The sequence below is a fragment of the Kribbella sp. NBC_00359 genome (assembly GCF_036097425.1).
Taxonomy (GTDB): Bacteria; Actinomycetota; Actinomycetes; order Propionibacteriales; family Kribbellaceae; genus Kribbella.
The window spans coordinates 858,113-875,397 of the sequence record NZ_CP107975.1; the positions used below are offsets into that span (position 1 = coordinate 858,113).

The 17,285-nt window shown below is 68.8% G+C and carries 15 protein-coding genes; 5 read left to right on the forward strand and 10 right to left on the reverse strand.

Going from position 1 to position 17,285, the window contains the following annotated elements; all coding sequences use genetic code 11:
* Positions 1–30: 30 nt before the first annotated feature.
* A complete protein-coding gene (locus OG876_RS04075) occupies positions 31–609 on the forward strand; it encodes an isochorismatase family protein (protein ID WP_328523387.1) in 579 nt (192 codons plus the stop codon).
* Here the strand turns inward: OG876_RS04075 and OG876_RS04080 are convergent.
* From OG876_RS04080 to OG876_RS04090, 3 genes are all read right to left on the reverse strand, one after another.
* Positions 602–1,162 carry an AbgT family transporter gene (locus OG876_RS04080; RefSeq protein ID WP_328523388.1) on the reverse strand — a complete coding sequence of 187 codons (561 nt, stop codon included), beginning with the start codon at positions 1,160–1,162 and terminating at the stop codon, positions 602–604. The genes OG876_RS04075 and OG876_RS04080 overlap by 8 nt on opposite strands.
* Positions 1,090–1,560 (reverse strand): AbgT family transporter, encoded by a 471-nt coding sequence (locus OG876_RS04085; protein WP_328523389.1) that lies wholly within the window; start codon positions 1,558–1,560, stop codon positions 1,090–1,092. Before OG876_RS04085 ends, OG876_RS04080 begins: the two co-directional genes overlap by 73 nt.
* A gap of 82 nt (positions 1,561–1,642) precedes the next feature.
* Complete coding sequence (locus tag OG876_RS04090; RefSeq protein ID WP_328523390.1) at positions 1,643–3,466, reverse strand: bifunctional metallophosphatase/5'-nucleotidase; 1,824 nt, start codon at positions 3,464–3,466, stop codon at positions 1,643–1,645.
* Between the two features lie 268 nt (positions 3,467–3,734).
* On the opposite strand from OG876_RS04090, the gene OG876_RS04095 reads away from it, so the two are divergent.
* Entirely contained in the window at positions 3,735–4,529 is a 795-nt protein-coding gene (locus OG876_RS04095; RefSeq protein WP_328523391.1) for a polysaccharide deacetylase family protein, read from the forward strand.
* Positions 4,530–4,532: 3 nt separating this feature from the next.
* Here the strand turns inward: OG876_RS04095 and OG876_RS04100 are convergent, their stop codons facing one another.
* Positions 4,533–5,162, reverse strand: coding sequence for a hypothetical protein (locus OG876_RS04100; protein WP_328523392.1), 630 nt, complete (start codon positions 5,160–5,162; stop codon positions 4,533–4,535).
* A gap of 27 nt (positions 5,163–5,189) precedes the next feature.
* Positions 5,190–6,383 (reverse strand): homogentisate 1,2-dioxygenase, encoded by a 1,194-nt coding sequence (locus OG876_RS04105; protein ID WP_328523393.1) that lies wholly within the window; start codon positions 6,381–6,383, stop codon positions 5,190–5,192.
* Positions 6,384–6,469: 86 nt separating this feature from the next.
* Between OG876_RS04105 and OG876_RS04110 the strand changes: the two genes are divergently transcribed.
* The 3 genes from OG876_RS04110 (at position 6,470) to OG876_RS04120 (ending at position 12,393) form a co-directional block, all read left to right on the forward strand.
* The gene (locus OG876_RS04110; RefSeq protein WP_328523394.1) at positions 6,470–7,327 is read left to right on the forward strand and encodes a hypothetical protein; all 858 of its coding nucleotides are present in this window, start codon (positions 6,470–6,472) and stop codon (positions 7,325–7,327) included.
* Positions 7,324–8,538, forward strand: coding sequence for a fumarylacetoacetase (gene fahA / locus OG876_RS04115; RefSeq protein ID WP_328523395.1), 1,215 nt, complete (start codon positions 7,324–7,326; stop codon positions 8,536–8,538). Before OG876_RS04110 ends, fahA begins: the two co-directional genes overlap by 4 nt.
* Before the next feature lie 144 nt (positions 8,539–8,682).
* Positions 8,683–12,393, forward strand: a complete 3,711-nt coding sequence (locus tag OG876_RS04120) for an endo-alpha-N-acetylgalactosaminidase family protein (RefSeq protein ID WP_328523396.1) — start codon at positions 8,683–8,685, stop codon at positions 12,391–12,393.
* 181 nt (positions 12,394–12,574) lie between these two features.
* On the opposite strand, the gene OG876_RS04125 is transcribed toward OG876_RS04120, so the two are convergent.
* The 5 genes from OG876_RS04125 to OG876_RS04145 form a co-directional block, all read right to left on the reverse strand.
* Positions 12,575–13,819: a HAMP domain-containing sensor histidine kinase gene (locus OG876_RS04125; protein ID WP_328523397.1), complete on the reverse strand. Its 1,245-nt coding sequence runs from the start codon at positions 13,817–13,819 to the stop codon at positions 12,575–12,577.
* A gap of 2 nt (positions 13,820–13,821) precedes the next feature.
* Positions 13,822–14,487, reverse strand: coding sequence for a two-component system response regulator CseB (gene cseB, locus OG876_RS04130; protein WP_328523398.1), 666 nt, complete (start codon positions 14,485–14,487; stop codon positions 13,822–13,824).
* Between the two features lie 49 nt (positions 14,488–14,536).
* Positions 14,537–15,163, reverse strand: a complete 627-nt coding sequence (locus OG876_RS04135) for a hypothetical protein (RefSeq protein ID WP_328523399.1) — start codon at positions 15,161–15,163, stop codon at positions 14,537–14,539.
* A gap of 139 nt (positions 15,164–15,302) precedes the next feature.
* Positions 15,303–16,679 (reverse strand): FAD-binding oxidoreductase, encoded by a 1,377-nt coding sequence (locus OG876_RS04140; protein ID WP_328523400.1) that lies wholly within the window; start codon positions 16,677–16,679, stop codon positions 15,303–15,305.
* A gap of 97 nt (positions 16,680–16,776) precedes the next feature.
* Positions 16,777–17,250, reverse strand: coding sequence for a hypothetical protein (locus OG876_RS04145; protein ID WP_328523401.1), 474 nt, complete (start codon positions 17,248–17,250; stop codon positions 16,777–16,779).
* Positions 17,251–17,285 lie beyond the last annotated feature (35 nt).

Here is a 17,285-nt window from a genome sequence, read left to right on the forward strand (position 1 = left end):
GCCTAGGACACCTGGCAAAGGAGCGTCGCGATGGCCCGGGCACTGATCGTGGTTGATGTGCAGAACGACTTCTGCGAGGGCGGGAGTCTGGCGGTCAGCGGCGGTGCGGATGTCGCGTTCCGGATCGGCGAACTGCTGCACAAGTGGCACGAGGACGACCCGGCGGACCGGCAGTACGCGTACGTCGTGGCCACCCGGGACCACCACATCGACCCGGGTGACCACTTCTCCGACCACCCCGACTACGTGGACTCCTGGCCGCGGCACTGCGTGGCCGGTACCGACGGTGTCAGCTTCCACCCGAACCTGGACCCGCAGCCGTTCGACGCGATCTTCAACAAAGGCGAGTTCGCGGCCGCCTACTCGGGCTTCGAGGGCAAAGCCCACGAAGGCGGCCACGAACTCGAGCACTGGCTGCGGTCCAAGGGTGTCACCGAGGTCGACATCTGTGGACTCACCACCGACTACTGCGTCCGAGCGACCGCTCTGGACGCCCACCACGCAGGTTTCGCCACGACGGTCCTCACCACCTTGACCGCCGGAGTCGCACCCGCCACCACGCAACAGGCCCTCAGCGAACTCCGGGCGGCCGGCGTGACCCTCACCTGACCGGCGCGCCCGGCCCGAGCGGGATCCCGAGAGCCCACCACGCCAGGAACAGCAGCGTCCACGCCACCGTCATCGCGACCGCCAACGGGACCGTGTACGACTGCGCGATCGCGAAGAACAGCACCAGCACCGGCGCCATCTGCTTGATGCCCTCGGCCATCAGCTTCGGTACGTCGGCCGCACGTTCGATCGCTTGCACGGTCACGCCGTACGTGATGCCGACCAGGCCGAAGAGCACCGCGACGACCATCGCGATCCCGTCCAGGAACGGCGATTCGACGATGCTGCCGTTCTCGCCGCGCAACGGCGATCCGTGCGGGATCAGGACGGCGACGATCGCCACCGCGGCCAGCCCGAACACGATCGTTGCCCGCAGCAACCCGGTCCGCTCGCGCGCCGACAGCTGCAGCGCGTCCGGATCGTCGCCGGGCGCGTCCGGATCCGCTTCCAGGTCGTCGCGCTTGCTCAGCACCAGCCGGGTCACCAGCGTGATGACGAGCGCGAGCAGTACCGACGAGACGATGTTGAAGAACCAGTTCGACAGCGGCGACACCGAGGCGCCGGGGTCGATCGTCCTGGCCGCGCGGCCTCGGTGATGCCGGCGAAGATCGCGTCGTTCGGGGTCGGGATCGGGCTGGCGTCGTACCCGGAGGCGATCGCGGTGTAGGCGACCACGATGCCGAGGATCGGCGACCGGCCGACCGCGCGGAACGCGAGCCCGCCGAGCGGCACCAGGATGATGTACGCCGCGGCCGACGCGACGTGCGCCATCGTGCCGGCGAACGCGACCGCGAACACCACCATCGACGTCGGCACCTGGGACACGCTGACCCGCATCAGCGCCTGCAGGAACCCGGTCCGCTCGGCCAGCGCCACACCCATGATCACGACCACGATCGTCGCCATCGGCGGGAACTCGGCGAAGTTCGAGATCGCGGTCGACACCGCCATCTAAATCACTTAGCCGCTCTCGCGGTCAAGCCCTCAGCATCCGGTCATCTGAGCCGAGGCCAGCGGGCCGGGAAACCGGACGTCAGGCGGTGACCGCGATCGGCGCGCCGTTCGAGACCAGGGACCAGTCGACGGTGTGGAAGGTGGCCGGGTCGACCGTGCCGGTGCTGGTGACGTAGTCGATCATCAGCTGGCGGATCTCGACCTGGCGGTTGTAGACGACCGGCGCGGTCTTGACGTGCGGGAAGTTGCCGCCGCCGGACTGCCGGTAGTTGTTGACCGCGACCACGAACTGCTGGTCGGCCGCCAGCGCGACCCCGTCGTACGCGAGGTCCGTGATCCGCGACCCCACCGCCTGGGCGATGTCGATCTTGTAGGTCAGGGGCTTCGACAGGCCGCCCATGATGTCGTAGTTGTAGTCCGGCGTACCGGTCGGTGCGGTCGAGGTCGGGGCGTTGGTGACCTGGTCGGACGGGAACGGCCCGGTGCCGGTCACCTGCTTGAAGTACTGCGCGGAGAACTCGAGGTAGTCCTTGACCTGCGCACCCGACATCGTCACCGCGAGCAGTGTGTTGTCGAAGATGTAGAGCCCGGCCACGTCGCGCACCGAGACGTCACCGGCGGGGATCGCGGCCGCCCGGTTGAACGGCGCGGCGATCGCGAGCACCGGCAGCGAGGCCTGCGGCGTACCGGCCAGGGCCTTCGACACCGCGTCGGCCTGGATGAAGTTGACGAAGTCCAGCGCGGCGGTGTCCTCCCACGGCGCGGTCGCCGCGGACATCGCCTCCTTGCAGGTGCCGATCTTGCCGTTGACGTACTCGACGACCTTGTCGTGGTCCTTCTGCAGGACGGCGACCACCTTCGGGTCGGCGTCGACCGTGTTCGCGTTCAGCACCTGGCTGTGCCGGCCGACGACCTTCCAGCGGCCGTGGACCTTCTGCAGATCCAGGTCGATCAGCGACAGCCGCATGCCCCACTTCAGCGGCTCGGTCAGCACGACCTGCTCGCCGCTGGTCGTGTTCGTGACGAGGCGCTCCGGGATCTCCAGGTGCGCGTGCCCGACGAGCACGGCGTCGATGCCGGGCACGGTCTCGGCCATCAGCACCGACGCGTTCTCCGGGTACGGCAGGGCGTCGCCGTACGACGAGGAGAGGTCCATGCCGGAGTGCGCGGACACGATCACCACGTCGGCGCCGGCCTTGCGGACCCGCGGGACCCAGAGCTTGGCCAGCTCGACGATGCCGCCGAACTTGATCTTGTTGTCGACGTTCGCCTTGTCCCAGATCGCGATGCCCGGGTTGGTCAGGCCGAGGATGCCGACCGTGATCGGCTTCTCGCCCGGCACGTGCACCCGCTTCAGCACGTACGGCGGGAAGACCGGAAGGCCCGTGGTCCAGTCCTGGGCGTTGGCCCCGAGCAGCGGGAACCGCAACTGCCGCTGGAACTTGCGCAGGATGTCGAGCCCATAATTGAACTCGTGGTTGCCCAGCGCCGCAGCGTCGTACCCGATCTGGTTCATTGCGGCCGCCATCGGGTGGATGTGGCCGCCGGTGATGGGCTCGATCCGGGCGAAGTAGTACGCCAGCGGGGTGCCCTGGATCGTGTCGCCGGCGTCGAGCACCAGCGGGCGCGGCGCGTGCCAATCGGCGGCGATCCGGTCCCGGATCGCGGTGACCAGGGTGGAGATCTTGGCCAGGCCGATGTCGTTGTGCGCGGCGTCGTCGTACTCGGCGTTCTTGAAGTAGTCCCAGTTCAGCACGTTGCCGTGCAGGTCGGTCGTGCCCATCACGGTCAGCCGGACCGCCTTGCCGCTGCCGCCGTCGCCGTGGCCGGCGTAGGCGGGCACCGCCTGGAACCCGGCCGCGGCCAGCGCCGCGGCACCGCCGATCACCGTTCGCCTCGTCATCGTCGTGCGCTCACCGCTGTCCGTCATCATTCGCCTCACGTGTGGTCGCTGCTACCGGCGCCGGGGTCTCCGGCATCTGGTCACCCTAAGGCCGACACACCCCGGACCCCATGCCCGGATGGCCCCGGCGACGCGAGAGGATGCCGGTCATGACCGCCCTCAAGGCGCGCCTCCGGCGCGGCGGGTCACGGGGCTTTGACTCCCGCCCTTCCCTCGTCGCTCCGGTCGCTGCGCTCCCTCCACTCCTCAGTCCAGGACGGGAGGCCCCGTGACCAGGCCGCCCGGCAAGATCCTGCCGTTGGTCGCCGCCCTGCTCTGCGGTGCCGTCCTCGCCCAGGCCGCCAAGCCGTCCGACCACTCGATCACCAGCGCCGCGCCCGTCGTCCAGGTCGCCTCGGCGCACGGACCGCTGAGTCCGCCGATCACGCACAAACAAGACACGTCGGTCGGGCCGCGGAAACCGCCGCACCCGTCCCAGCGCAGTATCACGCCGACGACCGCTCCGGACGACTGGAACCTGACCGCGCACGGCAAGGTCCTCTATCTGACGTTCGACGACGGACCGCAGCCCGAGTGGACGCCGAAGGTGCTGCAGGTCCTGCGCAAGCACAAGGCGCACGCGACGTTCTTCGTGCTCGGCATCCAGGTGGCGCAGTTCCCCGAGCTGGTCACGCTCGAACGCGCCGCCGGTCACCACGTCGGCAACCACACCTGGGACCACAAGACGCTGACCCTGCTGCCGGACGCGAAGATGCGGCAGGAGATCGCTTCCGGCGTGAAATCGAAATGCCTGCGCCCGCCGACCGGGGCCACGAACGCCAAGATCGAGGCGACCGCGGCCGCCTTGCACCAGCGCCAGGTCCTGTGGGACGTCGACACCGAGGACTGGACCAAGCCGGGCACGGCGAAGATCGAGCACGAGATCCTGCGCGGCGCCAGGCCGGGCGCGATCATCCTGATGCACGACGGCGGCGGCAACCGCTCCGAAACCGTCGCAGCCCTCGACAGCGCCCTGACCAAACTGACCAAGCTGGGCTACACCTATCAGAGCCTGCCCTGCTAGCTGCTAGCGACGGACGCCGGCGGTGCCCCCGGAGAAGTGCTTGAGGGCCTCGTCGATGACGTGGACCGGCTGGTCGAGCGACTTGACCAGATACAGGCCGGTGGGGCGCAGGAGCGGATTGGGCTTCACGACGGTCCGGACCGCGGGCTGGTCGAGGCCGCGGACGCCGGCCGTGGTGGCGCCGACGCCTGGAGCAAGGTCCAGCTCGAGGGCGTACTGACCGAAGAGCTTCTCCTGCCGGAAGCCGCGGACCGTCGACCACGGCAGCACCACCGGGTACGCCGCTCCTTCGCAAGCCAGCTCCAGCGCCTTGGGCGACATCCGCATGGCGACCGGCTGCAGCTCGTTGGCGGCATACCAGCGCCGGCGCTCCGCCTGGAGCCGCAGCGCCAGCACGGTGCTGAGCACGAGCGGGATCATTGCCACGATCAACAACACGGCGAACGGCCACATCCCCGCACCACGGAACGCGAACACCGCGTAGAGCGCGGCGACAATGCCCACGGCGCCGATCACCAGCGTCACCCAGGCGCCGCGCCGCTGCACCTTCGCGACGATCTCGCGCCGGCGCAGCACGGCCTCCCGATCGACGCCGACGACAAAGGTCCGCGCCGCCTCCGCGTGCTCACTCACCGGTCAAGAATCCCACACGATCCGGGCCTACGACGTGCGGCGGCCGGCCCAGGTCCAGGCGTAGACGCCGTCGTCGACCGCCTGACCGCCCTCGCCCAGCTCCAGCGGGCGGAACGTGTCGACCATCACCGCGAGCTCCTCGAACCGCTCAGCGCCCAGTGAGGCCTCGATCGCGGACGGCTGCGGCCCGTGCGCGTAACCACCCGGGTGCAGCGAGATCGAGCCGAGTCCGATGCCCGATCCCTTCCGCGCCTCGTAGTCGCCGCCGCAGTAGAACATGACCTCGTCGGAGTCGACGTTCGAGTGGTAGTACGGCACCGGCACCGACAGCGGGTGGTAGTCCACCTTGCGCGGCACGAAGTTGCAGACCACGAAGTTGATGCCCTCGAAGACCTGGTGCACGGGTGGCGGCTGGTGGATGCGCCCGGTGATCGGCTCGTAGTCGCTCACGTTGAACGTGTACGGGTACAGGCAGCCGTCCCACCCGACCACGTCGAACGGATGCGTCGCGTACGTCATCCGGCTGCCGACGATCCCACCGGGACCGCTGCCCCGGTGCTTCACCAGCACCTCGACGTCCGTGTCCTCGACCACGAGCGGCTCGCTCGCCGCGTGCAGGTCCCGCTCGCAGTACGGCGAGTGCTCGAGGAACTGCCCGTAGCGGGACAGGTACCGCTTCGGCGGCGCGATGTGGCTGTTCGCCTCGATGCAGTACGCGTGCACGCCGTTCGGGCCGGGCAGCCAGCGATGCGTGGTCGCCCGAGGGATGATCACGTAGTCGCCCTCGACCGCGTTCAGCACCCCGAACACCGTCTCCACGGTCGCCGACCCCTTCTCGACGTACACGCACTCGTCCCCGGTCGCGTTGCGGTAGTACGGCGACGGCTGCTCGGCGACGACGTACGAGATCCGGACGTCGCCGTTCCCAAGCACGAGCCGCCGGTCGTCGACCGCATTGCTCTTGGAGGTGTCGGTGAACAGGTCATGCAGTTTCAGGTGCCGCGGGGTGAGCGGGTGATTGGCCACGGTGGCCAGGTCGGGCAGGTCCCACACCTGCGAGTCCACGATCGCGGACGGGACGCCGGCGTGGTACAGCAACGACGAGTCCGATGAGAACCCCTCCTCCCCCATCAGCTCCTCGTAGTACAGCCCGCCGTCCGGTTTCCGGAACTGCGTGTGCCGCTTCGGTGGAACCTGGCCGACCTGACGGTAGAACGTCATGACCCCTTCTCCCAGACTTCTCACAGCCCATCCGATTATCGGACGCATGCGTCCGCTTACCGAAAGCATCCGTTAGGCTCAGGGCCATGTCAACCGTCCCTGCCCTGTTCCGGCACCTGGTCGACGACGCATCGATGTTCCCGCCCGGGGACCTGCCGCTGGCCGAGGCCGTCGCCGCCCACCGCGCGCACCGCCGGTCGCCGTACGCCGAGCTGGTCGGACCGTTCGTGTGCACCGACGAGGACCTGGTGAAGGTCGCCGCGGAGGCCGCCCGCGACGGCGCCGGTCCGCTCGAGGTCGCCGTCGTGATCACCGGCGGCGCCGGCGGGATCGAGCCCGCGGTCCGGTACGGCGACCGGTCCCACGACGTCGAGGTGAAGGCCATCGAGGTCCGGCTGCGGAACGAGGACGACCTGTCCCGCAACGCGCTACGCGTGGTCCGCGCGTGTGACGACTGCCTCGACGAGGAGACGGCGTACGTCGAAGTGGGTCTGGACGGCGCCTGGGAGCGCGCACTCGACGTCGTCGCCGATGCCGGGTACGCCGCCAAGCTGCGGACCGGCGGGCTCGATGCGGCCTTGTTCCCGTCGGAGATCCAGGTCGCGGCGTTCATCACCGCCTGTCTGGATCGTGAGGTCGCTTTCAAGTGCACGGCCGGGATGCACAACGCGGTCCGACATACCGCGGCCGACACGGGGTTCGAGCATCACGGGTTCCTGAACGTGTTGCTCGCCACCCGGGCGTCTCTCGACGGCGCCTCGCAGGACGAACTGGCCGCCGTACTGGCGTCCCGGGACGGTGACGCGCTCGCCGGCCAGGCCCGCGAACTGACCGAGGACCAGGCAGTGAGCACGCGCCGCTGGTTCACCTCGTTCGGCTCGTGCAGTATCGAGGAACCCCGCCACGACCTGACCGCGCTGAACCTGCTGGAGGGGGCCTCATGACCTGGATCGACATGCCGGCCACCTCGCCGTTCGGGCCGGACAACCTGCCGCTGGGCGTGTTCCGGCACGGTGACGAGGACCCGCGGGTCGGTGCCGCGATCGGTGACCAGGTGATCGATCTCGCGCCGCTCGCGTCCGCGCAGATGCTGGACGGCGCACAACTGTTCGCCGAGCCGACGCTGAACGCCTTCCTCGCGCTCGGCCGCCCCGCCTGGCGCGCGACCCGCAACTGGCTGCTCGAGCTCGTCCGCAACGAGAACGACCGGGACACCGTCGAGCCACACCTGATCCCGCAGTCGGCGGTCACGATGCAACTCCCGTTCGACGTCGGGGACTACGTCGACTTCTACGCCTCCGAGCAGCACGCGACCAACCTCGGCCGGCTGTTCCGTCCGGACTCCGAGCCGCTGCTGCCGAACTGGAAACACCTCCCGGTCGGCTACCACGGCCGGTCCGGCACGATCGTTGCCAGCGGCACCGATATCGTCCGCCCGTCGGGTCAGCGCAAGGCGCCCGACGCGACTGCTCCGACGTACGGCCCATCCCAGCGCCTCGACATCGAGGTCGAGCTCGGCTACGTCGTCGGTACGCCGTCCGCGCTCGGGAAGCCGGTGTCCGTGCGGGATTTCCGCGAGCACGTGTACGGCGTGGTGCTCGTGAACGACTGGTCCGCGCGCGACCTGCAGGCGTGGGAGTACGTGCCGCTGGGACCGTTCCTCGGGAAGTCGTTCGCCACGTCCATCTCGCCGTGGGTCGTCTCACTGGAGGCCCTCGAGGCTGCGGCCGTCCCGCTGCCGGCGCAGGACCCGCCGGTTCTCCCCTACCTGGCCAGCGACGACCTAGTGAACTACGACATCACCTTCGAGGTCTATCTGAACGGCCACCTGGTGAGCTCACCGCCGTACAAGGACATCTACTGGTCGCCGGCGCAGATGCTGGCGCACATGACGGTCAACGGGGCATCGGTCCGCACCGGCGACCTCTACGCCTCCGGGACGGTGAGCGGCCCGGAGAAAGAGCAGCGTGGCTCCTTCATCGAGCTCTCCTGGGGCGGCCGCGAGCCCCTCGTCCTCGACGGCAAGGAACACACCTTCCTCGAGGACGGCGACGAGGTGACGATCACCGCCTGGGCCACAACCGCCAATGGCACCCGCGTCGGCCTCGGCGAGGTGACTGGCAGCATCACCCCAGCCCACGACCCGTCGGCCTGATCTCCTCCGCCTTCCCTCCCGCCGATGGCCGAAGGCGAGGCGAATGTTGTTCATAAGTGTTCGTTTCTCTTGACGTGTTAGCGGTTACGTGCGAACTTTCTGCGCATGAAACGTTCAGTGGGGTGTGGAGTACTGACTGTAGCGATGGCTGCCGGCGTGTTGAGCGTGCCTGTGGGTGCGCACGCCGCCGGCGATCTGACGCTTCGGTCGAACGACTTGACGGTCACCGTCGGAGCCGACTTCCCGCGGGTGATCAAGTACGTCGACAACGCCTCCGGCCAGGCCCTCGGCGGCCAGCCGGATGCGATCTCGACGGTCACCATCGACGGCGTGGCGCGGACGGCGCACCTCTCCGCGCCACCCACGGTCAGTGGCGGGCGAGCGTCGTACCACTTGGCGTTCGGCGCGCTGCCCGGGGTGGAGCTGGACGCGAGCCTGAGCGTGAGCGGCCGGGTGACGACGTTCGCGATCGACGCGGTCCGCGACACCGAGGCCAGCCGGGTGCACACCATCGACATCCCTGACCAGGACCTGGTGTCCGTCGCGAGTACGGACACAGGGGCGACCACCGCCTTCACCACGCTCGACCCCGACTCCACCCGTACCGCGGACAAGATCACGCCCGTCACCGCGGCGACACCGGCCGAGCCGTCCGCGACGGGAGCGACGTACGCGTTCGTGAACACCAGCGGCCTGGCCGCCGGCATCGAGTCGAACTCCGTCTATGACAAGCCCTCGGGCCAGTCCGTCGACGACGGCGCCCGGTTCTGGCACCAAGCCCGCAAGGCGTCCGACGGCAGCACCCGTGTCGGCGTCTGGAGCGGTCAGTGGACCTATCGCGCGGACACCTCGCCGTACACCGAGCCGTTGCCCTGGGCAAAGGTCGTGGTGACGCCGGACGCGAACCTGGACAAGACCGTCGACTGGCAGGACGGCGCGATCGCGTTCCGCTCGATCATGACCGAGCCGCAGGGCGGCGACCAGGTCAAGGACCGGGTCGTCACCCACATCCCGTTCAACTTCGCCAGCCAGGCGACGCACCCGTTCCTGCGGACGCTGGACGACGTCAAGCGGATCTCGCTGTCCACCGACGGCCTCGGCCAGCTGGCCGTCCTGAAGGGGTACGGCGCCGAGGGCCACGACTCGGCTCACCCGGACTACGGCGGCAACTACAACATCCGCGCCGGCGGCCTGACCGACCTGAACACGCTGCTGAAGCAGGGCAAGTCCTGGAACGCCGCCTTCGGCGTCCACGTGAACGCGACCGAGTCCTACCCGGAGGCCAACGCGTTCAGCGAGGACCTGGTCGACAAGAACTCCAAGGGCTGGAACTGGCTGAACCAGAGCTACTACATCAAGCAGCGCCCTGACCTTGCCACCGGCAACATCGTCAACCGGTTCCAGCAACTCCGCGACGAGACCGACAAGAACCTGCAAGAGCTCTACATCGACGTGTACTACCAGTCGGGCTGGCTCGCCGACGGCCTGACCCGGCAGCTGGCCGGCCAGGGCTGGCAGATCGCGACCGAGTGGGCCGACCGGCACGAGCGCACCTCGCTGTGGTCGCACTGGGCCAACGACCTCGACTACGGCGGTCCGACGAACAAGGGCCTGAACAGCCAGATCATCCGGTTCGTCCGCAACCACGAGAAGGACGTCTGGAACAACGACCCGATCCTCGGCCAGTCCGCCATCGTCGAGTTCGAGGGCTGGACCGGCGAGACCGACTGGAACGCCTTCTACGCCAACATCTGGCAGCGGAACCTGCCGGCGAAGTTCCTCCAGCAGCAGCAGATCACCGACTGGAACAGCGGCGACATCACCTTCACCGGCGGCGTCCGCGGCGCGGTCGAGAACGGCAAGCGGACCGTGTACGTCGGTGCCGCGAAGGTGCTCGACGGCGACAAGTACCTGCTGCCCTGGGACAACGACAAGAAGCTCTACCACTACAACCCGGCCGGCGGCCGGACCACGTGGCAGCTCCCGGCGGCCTTCGCGGGCGTACCGAAGTTCTCGGTCTACAAGCTGACCGACAACGGCCGGGTCAAGGTCGCGTCCGCACCTGTGCACAACGGCGCGATCACTCTCGACGCGACCGCCGGTCAGCCGTACGTGATCTACCCGGACGCGGCGCCGTCACCGCGGAGCGCGAACTGGGGTGACAGCACGCACCTGAAGGACCCCGGCTTCAACGCCGGCGACCTCGCCGCGTGGAACGCCACCGGCGGCGCGACGATCGACACGCTGGCCAACGGCCAGCACGTCGCATCGCTCGGCAGCAAGACCTCGTCGCTGCGCCAGCGGATCATCGGCCTCACCCGCGGCCGCACCTACAGCGCCTCGGCCTGGATCGAGGTCGAACCGGGCAAGTCCCGACCGACCACGCTGACGGTCGACGGCGTACGCAACGTCGTGACGAGATCGACCGCCCAGAACATGGTTGCCTCCGACGACAAACAGGGCGCGTACTACCAGCGCGCCCGGGTCGTCTTCGACGCCAAGGGCGACAGCGCCGACCTCGGTATCAGCGCCGCCGCCGGGGCCGCCAAGGTTCGGATCGACGATGTCCGCGTCGTGGAGACGAAGCGACCGGCCACAGGACTTGTCGACGACTTCGAGAACGTCGACCAGGGCTGGGGACCGTTCGTGAAGGGCGATGCCGGTGGGGTCACCGACCCACGGACCGTGCTCGCTCGCAAGCACGCGCCGTACACGCAGGCCGGCTGGAACGGGAAGCTCGTCGACGACGTCCTCGACGGCGAGTGGTCGCTCAAGTCCCATGAGGAGAACCAGGGGCTCGTCTATCGAACCGCGCCGTGGACGGTGAACTTCCAGCCGGGCCACAAGTACAAGGTCAGCTTCGACTACGCTAGCGGCCGGGCCGGCCAGTATGCGTGGGTCCAGGGCGTTGACCGGCCGGACTCGGTCGAGGTCAAGTCCACGCCGATCGGCGAGCAGCGCACGAAGGCGGCCCTCAGCCAGGAGTTCGTGGCCGGGTGCGGCGGCGACTACTGGGTCGGCCTGCGGAAACTGTCCGACGGCGGGGACCAGGCAGACTTCGTCATGGACAACTTCGCCGTCACCGACCTCGGTACGACGTCGGAGCCGGCCGACTGTACTTCGGTTGCGGTGTCCGGTGTGACCGGTCTCGTCTCCGGTGAGGCGAACACGGTCGTCACCACGTTCACCAACAACGATGTCGTTGCCGCGAACAACATCACGCTGGGGCTGACTGCTCCGGACGGCTGGACCGTCGCGACGACTCCGGCCACCCACACGACTGTTGCCCCCGGCGCCAGTGTGACGACCAAGTGGGACGTGACCCCACCGGCCGGCACGCCGGAAGGCAAGTACGTGCTGACGGCAACAGGTGGTCAGTCGACGATCAGTGCGGAGGCGACCGTGCTGCCGCCAGGCATCGTGCCGCAGTCCCGGATCACTGTGGCGGACGTGAGCAGTGAGGACGTCGCCACGGGCGGTGCGGCGACGTCGGCACTCGACGGAAACCCCAGCACACTGTGGCATTCGGCGTGGTCGGAGGTACCGACGCCGGCGACCTTCCCGCACCACATCACGCTCGACCTCGGATCGACGTACCAGGTCGACGGGTTCAGCTACCTGCCGCGGCAGAGCGGCACGAACGGGATGTTCAAGGGCTACGAGCTCTACGTCAGCGCCAACGGCCAGGACTGGGGTACGCCGGTCGCGACCGGTGAGTTCCCGAACTCGACGGCGACGCAACGGCTGGACTTCGCCGCCAAACCCGGACGGTTCGTGAAGTTCGTCGGCACCAGCTCACTCAACGGCGCGGTCTTCGGATCGGCCGCGGAACTCAACGTCTACGGCACCCACTAACCGCCAAACCCACACTTTCAGGGGCCGACCCCTGAAAGTGTGGGTGCGCCTACCTGTATGCAGGGTGCCAACCCACACGTTGAGGGGTTGGCCCCTGAAAGTGTTGTGGTTACTTGGTGATGGTGACGTTCGCCGTGGCGCTCGCCGTCTTGGCGGCGCGGTCGCGTCGCGAATAGTTGTGTTACGACTCCGTCTCAGGTCCTGCCGGCAGGACCAACCGAGCCAGCGCACCACCGCCGGCGGCCGCGCCAAAGGTCAGCTCGGCGCCGAGCACCTTGGCGTGGCCCGCCGCGATGGTCAGGCCGAGGCCGTGCCCGACGCCGCGCTCGGCCATCCCGGACCGGAACCGACGCGGGCCCTCGGCAATCAACTCCTCCGGATAACCGTTGCCGTGGTCAACCACCTCGACGATCCGGCCGGTGACCGTGACCTCGACCGGCGGCGCACCGTGACGCAGCCCGTTGACGATCAGGTTGGCCAGGATGCGCTCGACCCGGCGCGAGTCCGTGGACACCGTGACGTCGGGACCGACCTGATGCACCACCACGCTGTCCGGCGGGAGCGCCTGCTGCATCCGCAGCCGGCCGACCGCGGACCCGACGAACGCGCCGAGGCCGACCAGCTCGAGGTCGGCCTGCTCCACACCGGAGTCGAACCGGGCGATCTCCAGCAGGTCCTCGACCAGGCGGCGCAGCACCTTGGCCCGGTCCCGGACCAGCTCGCTCGGCCGCCCCGCGGGCAGCAGCTCGGCCGCGGTGGTCAGCCCGGTGACCGGAGTCCGCAGGTCGTGCGCGACGTCGGCGGTGAACCGCCGTTCGGCCTCCAGCTGACCGCGCAATGAGCTGGCCATCGTGTCCAGCGCAGCAGCCAGCGACTGCACCTCGTCCTTGCCCTTGCCGACCGCCTCGGCCGCCGACGCGTCCAGATCGCCGGCCGCGATCCGGCGCGCCGTCCCGGCCACCGCGACGATCCGCCTGGACAGGCTGCCGGCCAGGATCACGCTGACCAGGGCGACCAGCGCGACCGTCCCGAACCCGCCGAGGACGAGCGCCTGCTGCAGCGCCTTCATCGAGTCGTCGCTGGTCTCGTAGTCCTGCTCGATCGAGAGGATCTTGCCGTCCTTGACCCCGACCGCGGCCCACATCTTCGCGCGCGGCGACCCGGTCTTGAACGTCGCCCGCTTGCCCTCCAGCACCGCCTCGCGCAACTGCGGCGGCAGATCGGGGTCGTCCAGCTTCGCCCCGAGCACCGGGACGTCGTTGGTGTCGTAGTTCTGCGCCGCGAGCTGGATCCGCTCGTCCGCGAAACTGCGGGTGCGGTCCAGCCGGGCCGACTGCGCCTGGGTGTAGACCGCGACACACAGCACGAGAATCGCGAGCGCCGAGACCAGCAGGAAGATCAGCCCGAGCTTGCCACGGAGACCCACTCCTAGGCCCTGAGCTTGTATCCGAATCCGCGGACCGTTTCGATCCGGTCCGCGCCGATCTTGGTCCGCAGCCGTTGCAGGTGGACGTCGACCAGGCGGCCGTCGCCACCCCACTCGTAGTCCCAGACCCGCTGCAGCAGGGTGGAGCGACTCAGCACCACACCCGGGTTGTTGGCGAACTCGATCAGCAGCTTGAGCTCGGTCGGTGTGAGCTGGACGGTCGACCCACCCCGCCGCACCTCCAGGGCCTCGCGGTCCAGCTCGAGGTCGCCGAACGACTCCACGCCCGAGCCGGCCGCCGGCGTCGGTCGCTCCGGATCGGACACCGCCCGCCGCATCACCGCCCGCAGCCGGGCCACCAGGACCTGCGTGTCGAACGGCTTGGTCACGTAGTCGTCCGCGCCCGCCTCCAGCCCGAGTACGACGTCGAGCGCGTCACCGCGGGCGGACACCATCACGATCGGGACCGTGCTGGTCTCCCGGACCCGGCGGCACACCGAGATCCCGTCCAGCCCGGGCAGCATGATGTCGAGCATCATGACGTCGGGATGGATCTTCTCGAATCGTTCGATCGCTTCCAGGCCGTCCTCGGCCGTGGTCACGTCGTACCCGTGGCGTTCGAGGGTCAGTTGGGTCGCCTCACGGATCACCGCGTCGTCCTCGACCATGAGAATGCGCGCTGCCGGTTCTTCCGGTACCACCGAACTTCAGTCTCCCTTATTGGTCGGTCGAGCTCACCTTGGCCATCTGACGGCCGTCCCAACGGTAGACCTCGATCCGCCCGCCCGACGGGCAACAGACCTTGTCGTCGATCGTGAAGATCTTCGACTCGACGACCAACTCACCCTGCGGGCTGGCGTTGACCGTCGGCAGATCGGCTTTCAGGCTCCAGATCGGTCGCGGGCCCGAGGGCTCGACCGCGATCAGGAAGAAACCGAAGACGAAATTCTCCAGGGTGTGGATGAAGACGATCTGCTGAGGAGTACCGCTGTGCATAACATCAACGGTCTTACCCCGGCTGAGGCAACGCGGAATCACCGTACATTTCTCCAGCACGCTCCGCGCGTACTGCGGTAGGTGCTTGTCGGCGAGCAGTTTGACCCGGACCTGGGCCAGGTCGACGGCCACCTCGGGCGTCAGTTTGGGCTCCGGTTGCACCCCGTTGGTGCCCAGGACGGTGGACGGCGTCGGGCTGGCCGGAGGCGCCTCGGCCCCCTCGACCCGCAGGCCGCCGCCGTTCGCGCAGGCGGACAGGACGGTGAGGGCGACGAAAGCTGCGACGGCAGGGATCACGGTACGGCGAAGCGCGGCAGGCCACCGACGTCCCGAAGGCCGCGTGCGCATAGGGCGCCTCCTACCCTGCCTCATCGATTCCCCCGGGAGATTCAGACAACTACCTTCCATAGTGCTGGCCGGACGTCACATTCGACGGCCATGGACGTCGAATGGCCTCGGCAGTTCCGTTGCGGTTGAGTCACAGCCGCTACCCGGCCACGACCTTGCCGGGGTTGAGGATGTTCTTCGGGTCCAGGGCGGCCTTGATCGCGCGGTGGACGTCGATCGCGACCGGGCCGATCTCCTCGACCAGCCAGCTGCGCTTCAGGACGCCGACACCGTGCTCACCGGTGATCGTGCCGCCGAGCTCGAGCCCGATCTCCATCACCCGGTCGAACGCCTGCTGGGCCCGCGCGGCCTGGTCCGGGTCGGTCTGGTCGAAGACCACCGTGGGGTGCATGTTGCCGTCGCCGGCGTGCCCGAGCACCCCGATCGTGATGTCCAGCTCGGCCGACAACTGCTCGATCCGGCCGATGAAGTCGGCCAGCCGCGACCGGGGCACGGCGACGTCGTCGATCATCGTCGTCCCGAGCTGCTCGAGCGCGGTCAGCGCCGCCCGCCGGCCCTCGAGCAGCAACTCACCCTCGGCGTCGTCCTCCGCCTCGATGCACTCCAGTGCACCGTGGTCGCGGCACAGCTTCGCCACCGCGGCGACATCGGCCGCGCCGGCCTCGCCACCCGCGTCGGACTGCGCGATCAGCATCGCCGCGGCGTCGTCCGGCAGATCCATCCGCTTGTACTTGTTCACGGCGCGGATCGTGGTCCGGTCCATGATCTCCAGCAGACTCAGCGAGACCCCGCTGCGAATGATCTCGAGGATCGCCTCGCCCGCCACGACACCGGAGCCGAACAGCGCCGCCATCGTCCGCGGCTTCGCGGCCTGCGGACGCAACGCGAGCGTCGCCTCGGTGATGATGCCGAGCGTCCCCTCGCTGCCCACGATCAGCTTGGCCAGGTCGTACCCGGCGACGCCCTTGACGGTCTTCCGGCCGGTCCGCAGCACCCTGCCGTCCGCGAGTACGACCTCGAGGCCGAGCACGTAGTCCGTGGTCACGCCGTACTTCACGCAGCACAGGCCACCGGAGTTCGTCGACAGGTTGCCGCCGATCGAGCAGAACTCCCAGCTGGACGGGTCCGGCGGGTAGAACAGCCCGTGCTCGGCGACGGCCCGGGACAGTACGGCGTTGTAGACGCCGGGCTGGGTGACGACGTACCGGTCGACCGGCTCGATCGCCAGCACCTTGTCCATCTTCTCCAGCGAGATCACGATGCAGGCGTCCAGCGCGTTCGCCGCCCCGGACAGCCCGGACCGGGCACCCTGCGGCACCACCGGTACGCCGGCCTCCGCCGCGATCTTCACCGCCGCCTGCACATGCGCGGTCTCCCGGGCCAGGACGACGGCGAGCGGCATCCCGGCCGGGCAGAACATCGCCCGGTCGTACCGGTAACTCTCCATCCGATCCGGATCCGTCACCAGCGCTTCGGGAGGCAACGCCTGGCGTAGTTGCTCGACAACCTCACTCATACTGCGAGCCTAGTAGCTGCCTCCGACGTGACGCGCCAGTAACGGTGTCCGCTTCCGGAAGAATCACCCCGCGGCTCACCCCACCGGGTGAGCGGGCTCAGCGCGTGCGCTTGGTGGCGTTCTCCGAGATCTCCTCGTAGCCGCCGCCGTAGTTGTGGAACTCGCGGCCGATCGCGGCGAAGGTGACGGAGCCGTCGGTCGACTTGACCTTCGGAGTCCGGCAGGTGCGCTGGCCCTGGATCACCGCGCCGTTGCCGCCGCTGTTGTCACAGCTGAGCACGCGACCACTGTTGGCGCCGCCGTACTGGACCAGGAAGGCGTTGGCCTTCGCGTTGGCCACCATCGGCGATGCCATGGTGATCTCGGCCCAGTACTGCGAACAGCTGTCCCGGACCAGCCGGACCGTGCCCCAGCTGGGCGGTGTGTGATCGCGCAGCATCGGCGCCGACGAAATGGATCTCGCGCCCGAACAGCTCGCGGCTTCGGCCGCCTGGGCCGGTGTCGCGGCGAGGGCGATCGCGCCCACCCCGGCCAGGCCCACGGTGCTGAGCAGAATGCCCAGAGTCTTCATGACGAAACCCTTCCTGAGCATGCGCCCCGACGCAC

What these genes read in the sequence shown, in the direction of transcription:
- OG876_RS04075 (WP_328523387.1), top strand. Translation starts at nt 31, where the DNA reads ATGGCCCGGGCACTGATCGTGGTTGATGTGCAGAACGACTTCTGCGAG.
- OG876_RS04085 (WP_328523389.1), bottom strand. Translation starts at nt 1,560, where the DNA reads ATGGCGGTGTCGACCGCGATCTCGAACTTCGCCGAGTTCCCGCCGATG.
- OG876_RS04090 (WP_328523390.1), bottom strand. Translation starts at nt 3,466, where the DNA reads ATGACGAGGCGAACGGTGATCGGCGGTGCCGCGGCGCTGGCCGCGGCC.
- OG876_RS04105 (WP_328523393.1), bottom strand. Translation starts at nt 6,383, where the DNA reads ATGACGTTCTACCGTCAGGTCGGCCAGGTTCCACCGAAGCGGCACACG.
- OG876_RS04110 (WP_328523394.1), top strand. Translation starts at nt 6,470, where the DNA reads ATGTCAACCGTCCCTGCCCTGTTCCGGCACCTGGTCGACGACGCATCG.
- fahA (WP_328523395.1), top strand. Translation starts at nt 7,324, where the DNA reads ATGACCTGGATCGACATGCCGGCCACCTCGCCGTTCGGGCCGGACAAC.
- OG876_RS04120 (WP_328523396.1), top strand. Translation starts at nt 8,683, where the DNA reads ATGGCTGCCGGCGTGTTGAGCGTGCCTGTGGGTGCGCACGCCGCCGGC.
- cseB (WP_328523398.1), bottom strand. Translation starts at nt 14,487, where the DNA reads ATGGTCGAGGACGACGCGGTGATCCGTGAGGCGACCCAACTGACCCTC.
- OG876_RS04135 (WP_328523399.1), bottom strand. Translation starts at nt 15,163, where the DNA reads ATGCGCACGCGGCCTTCGGGACGTCGGTGGCCTGCCGCGCTTCGCCGT.
- OG876_RS04140 (WP_328523400.1), bottom strand. Translation starts at nt 16,679, where the DNA reads ATGAGTGAGGTTGTCGAGCAACTACGCCAGGCGTTGCCTCCCGAAGCG.
- OG876_RS04145 (WP_328523401.1), bottom strand. Translation starts at nt 17,250, where the DNA reads ATGAAGACTCTGGGCATTCTGCTCAGCACCGTGGGCCTGGCCGGGGTG.